The organism is Cellulosimicrobium sp. I38E (genome assembly GCF_001647255.1).
In the GTDB taxonomy this organism is placed as follows: Bacteria; Actinomycetota; Actinomycetes; order Actinomycetales; family Cellulomonadaceae; genus Cellulosimicrobium; species Cellulosimicrobium cellulans_E.
Map to the genome: position 1 here is coordinate 1 of NZ_LUAZ01000087.1, position 4,885 is coordinate 4,885.

The 4,885-nt window shown below is 71.2% G+C and carries 2 protein-coding genes; both read left to right on the forward strand.

Features of this window, described 5'->3' with window-relative positions:
- Positions 1 to 3,862 (forward strand): nitrate reductase subunit alpha (locus A0J59_RS20200; RefSeq protein WP_255365385.1); only part of this gene is annotated, 3,862 nt, incomplete at its 5' end.
- 94 nt (positions 3,863 to 3,956) lie between these two features.
- The coding region (gene narH / locus A0J59_RS20205; RefSeq protein WP_064317267.1) for a nitrate reductase subunit beta at positions 3,957 to 4,885 on the forward strand (929 nt) is incomplete at its 3' end.

Below are 4,885 nucleotides of genomic sequence, written 5' to 3' on the forward strand. Positions count from 1 at the left end.
GTTCCTGACCGGCGGGCGCCAGGGCGACGTGTTCTACCGCGACCGCTGGTCCCACGACAAGGTCGTGCGCTCCACCCACGGCGTGAACTGCACCGGGTCCTGCTCCTGGAAGGTCTACGTCAAGGACGGCATCATCACCTGGGAGACCCAGCAGACCGACTACCCCTCCGTCGGCCCCGACTCCCCCGAGTACGAACCCCGCGGCTGCCCCCGCGGCGCCGCGTTCTCCTGGTACACCTACTCCCCCACCCGCGTGCGCTACCCCTACGTCCGCGGCACCCTGCTCGACCTGTACCGGCGCGCGAAGAGCACGGTCGGGGGCGACCCGGTGCTCGCCTGGGAGATGCTCACCTCCGACCCCGACGCGGCCCGCGCCTACAAGTCCGCGCGCGGCAAGGGCGGGCTCGTGCGCGCGACCTGGGACGAGGCCGCCGAGATCGTCGCCGCCGCCCACGTGCACACCATCAAGACCTACGGCCCCGACCGCGTCGCCGGCTTCTCCCCGATCCCGGCGATGTCGATGGTCTCCCACGGTGTCGGCGCCCGGTTCGTCCAGATGCTCGGCGGCACGATGCTGTCCTTCTACGACTGGTACGCCGACCTGCCCGTCGCCTCCCCCCAGGTGTTCGGCGACCAGACCGACGTCCCCGAGTCCGCCGACTGGTGGAACTCCACCTACTGCATCATGTGGGGCTCCAACGTCCCGGTCACCCGCACCCCCGACGCCCACTTCATGACCGAGGCCCGCTACCGCGGGCAGAAGGTCGTCGTGGTGTCCCCCGACTACGCGGACAACACCAAGTTCGCCGACGAGTGGCTCGCCCCGCACCCCGGCACCGACGGCGCCCTCGCCCAGGCCATGGGCCACGTCATCCTCACCGAGCACTACGCGCAGCGCCGCACCCCGCAGTTCGCGGAGTACGCGGCGCGGTTCACCGACCTCCCGAACCTCGTGGTCCTCGACGAGCACGGCGACGGCTCGGGGTCGGGGTCGGGCTACGTGCCCGGGAAGTTCCTCACCGCGGCGGACCTGCCCGACGGCGTCGGTCGCCCCGGCGACGACGACGCCTCCTCCTCGAACGCCCGCTTCAAGACGGTCGTGCTCGACGCCGACGGCACCCCGCGCGTCCCGAACGGCAGCCTCGGCCACCGCTACGGCGAGGCCGACGCCGGCCGGTGGAACCTCGATCTCGGCGACATCGACCCGCTGCTCTCCGTCGCCGACCCCCACGGCGTCTTCTGGGGCGCCCCGCAGGCCGCACCCACCCGCGACACCGTCCCCGAGCGCCCGTCGTCCGACCCGGCCTCTACCTCGCCGAACCAAGGCTCTACCTCGGCGGACCGGGGCTCTACCTCGCGGTACCAGGGCTCTACCTCGGCAGATCTCACCTACGAGACGGTCGCTGTCGCGCTGCCGCGGTTCGACCTCGACCCGGCGCCTGGCGACGAGGCCGCCGCGCACCTGGGCGGCGCCGGCGTCGTCGTGCGTGGGGTCCCGGCCCGCCGGGTCGGCGGGCGGCTCGTCACGACGGTGCTGGACCTGCTGCTCGCGCAGTACGGCGTGAACCGCCCGGAGCTGGGGCTGCCCGGCGAGTGGCCCGAGGGCTACAACGACGACGCGACGCCCGCGACGCCCGCGTGGCAGGAGCGCTTCACCGGGGTGCCCGCCGCGGCGGCCGAGCGGATCGGGCGCGAGTTCGCGCAGAACGCGCTGGACTCGGGCGGGCGCTCGATGATCATCATGGGAGCGGGCACCAACCACTGGTTCCACTCCGACACGATCTACCGCGCGATGCTCGCCCTGACGACGCTCACCGGCTGCCAGGGCGTGAACGGCGGCGGGTGGGCGCACTACGTGGGGCAGGAGAAGTGCCGCCCGGTGACCGGGTGGGCGCAGTACGCGGGCGGCCTGGACTGGTCGCGACCGCCGCGGCAGATGATCGGCACCGCGTTCTGGTACCTCGCGACGGACCAGTGGCGCTACGACGGCCTGCCCGCGGACGCGCTCGCGTCGCCGCTCGCGCAGGGGCAGTTCTCGGGTCGCACCACGGCGGACACGCTCGTCGAGTCGGCGCAGCGCGGCTGGATGCCGAGCTACCCGACGTTCGACCGCAACCCGCTCGACCTCGTGGACGAGGCCCGCGCGGCGGGCAAGGAGCCCGCGCAGCACGTGGTCGACGAGCTCAAGGCCGGGAACCTGCGGTTCGCGTGCGAGGACCCGGACGACCCGGCGAACTTCCCCCGGGTCGTGACGGTGTGGCGCGCGAACATCCTCGGGTCGTCGGGCAAGGGCAACGAGTACTTCCTCAAGCACCTGCTCGGGACGGACGCCGCGGTCAACGCGGCGGAGTCGAGCCCCGAGCGTCGCCCGCGGTCGATGACGTGGCGGGACGAGGCGCCGCAGGGCAAGCTCGACCTGCTCGTCACGCTCGACTTCCGGATGACGTCGACGACGCTGTTCTCCGACGTCGTGCTGCCGGCGGCGACCTGGTACGAGAAGCACGACCTGTCGTCCACGGACATGCACCCGTTCGTGCACTCGTTCAACCCGGCGATCAACCCGCCGTGGCAGACGCGCACGGACTTCGACATCTTCCACACGCTCGCGGGCAAGGTGTCCGAGCTTGCGACGACCCACCTCGGGGTCCGCGAGGACCTCGTCGCCGCGCCGCTCGCGCACGACACCCCGGACGAGATGGCCGTCCCGCACGGCGCGCTCCCCGACTCGGGGCTCCCGGTGACGGAGCGCGAGCTCGTGCCGGGCGTGACGATGCCGAAGCTCGTGGTGGTCGAGCGCGACTACCCGGCGTTCGCCGCGCGCATGGCGTCGCTGGGGCCGCTCACCGAGAAGGCGGGCATGGTCACCAAGGGCGTGCACTTCTCGCCCGCGCCCGAGGTCGCCGACCTCGGACGTCGCAACGGCCTCGTCCAGGACGGTCCTGCGGCCGGGCGCCCGCGCCTGGACCGGGACACGCACGCCTGCGAGATGATCCTCGCGCTCTCGGGGACGACGAACGGGCGGCTCGCGGTGCAGGGGTTCGAGCACGTCGAGCAGCGCACGGGCACCCGGCTCGCGGACCTCGCGCTCGACGAGCAGGGCAAGCGCGTGACGTTCCCGGACGTGCAGTCGCGCCCGACGCCGGTCATCACGTCTCCCGAGTGGTCCGGCTCCGAGCACGGGGGCCGCCGGTACTCGGCGTTCGTCGTCAACGTGGAGCGGCTCAAGCCGTGGCACACGCTCACGGGTCGCCAGCACCTCTACCTCGACCACGACTGGATGATCGAGCTCGGCGAGCACATGCCGATCTTCCGACCACCGCTGGACATGCACCGCCTGTTCGGCGACTCGCCGGTCGTGGGCGACACGTCGCCGTCGGGCTACCCCGCCTCCGGCGGCCACGCCGAGGTCGCGGTGCGGTACCTGACCCCGCACAACAAGTGGTCGATCCACTCGGAGTACCAGGACAACCTCTTCATGCTGTCCCTCTCGCGAGGCGGTCCGAACGTCTGGATGTCGCCCGCCGACGCCGCCAAGATCGGGGTCGCGGACAACGAGTGGATCGAGGCGTACAACCGCAACGGCGTGGTCGTGGCGAGGGCGGTGGTGAGCCACCGGATGCCCGAGGGCACGGTCTACATGCACCACGCGACCGACCGCACGATCGACGTCCCGCTCGCCGAGACGTCCGGGCTGCGCGGCGGCATCCACAACTCGCTCACGCGCATCCTCCTCAAGCCGACGCACCTCGCGGGCGGGTACGCCCAGCTCTCCTACGCCTTCAACTATCTGGGGCCCACGGGGAACCAGCGCGACGAGATGACTGTCATCCGCCGACGTAGCCAGGAGGTGCGGTACTCGTGACACTCGTGACACTCGTGACACGCGTGACCAGGCGCGGAACAGCGCGGGGACCGGTCGCGGGCAGGGCGTCGTCGGCGCGGGAGGGGGTGGCGTCGTGCGGGTGATGGCGCAGATGTCGATGGTGATGAACCTGGACAAGTGCATCGGGTGTCACACGTGCTCGGTCACGTGCAAGCAGGCCTGGACCAACCGCACGGGCGTGGAGTACGTGTGGTTCAACAACGTCGAGACCCGCCCCGGACTCGGCTACCCCCGCACCTACCAGGACCAGGACCGCTGGCAGGGCGGGTGGGTCCGCACGAAGAAGGGCAAGCTGAAGCTGCGCGCCGGGGGGCGGTTGAAGAAGCTCGCCACGATCTTCTCCAACCCCGTCCTGCCCTCGATCCACGACTACTACGAACCGTGGACGTACGAGTACGACATGCTGCTCTCGGCCCCCCAGGGCGCCCACACCCCGGTCGCGCGCCCCAAGTCCCTGCTCACGGGCAAGGACATCAACATCTCCTGGTCGGCGAACTGGGACGACGACCTCGCCGGGTCCACCGCCACCATGGACCAGGACCCGATCCTGGCCCACATGTCCGAGCACGTCGCGACCGAGCTCGACAAGACGTTCATGTTCTACCTGCCCCGCATCTGCGAGCACTGCCTCAACCCCGCCTGCGTCGCGTCCTGCCCCTCGGGGGCCATGTACAAGCGGGCCGAGGACGGCATCGTCCTGGTCGACCAGGACCAGTGCCGCGGCTGGCGCATGTGCGTCACCGGCTGCCCCTACAAGAAGGTCTACTTCAACCACAAGACCGGCAAGGCCGAGAAGTGCACCCTGTGCTACCCCCGCATCGAGGTCGGCCTGCCCACCGTGTGCTCCGAGACCTGCGTCGGACGCCTGCGCTACCTCGGCCTCGTCCTCTACGACGCCGACAAGGTCACCGAAGCCGCCGCCGTCCAGGACGAGCACGACCTCCTCGCCTCCCAACGCGCCGTCTTCCTCGACCCCCACGACCCCCAAGTGATCGCCGCCGC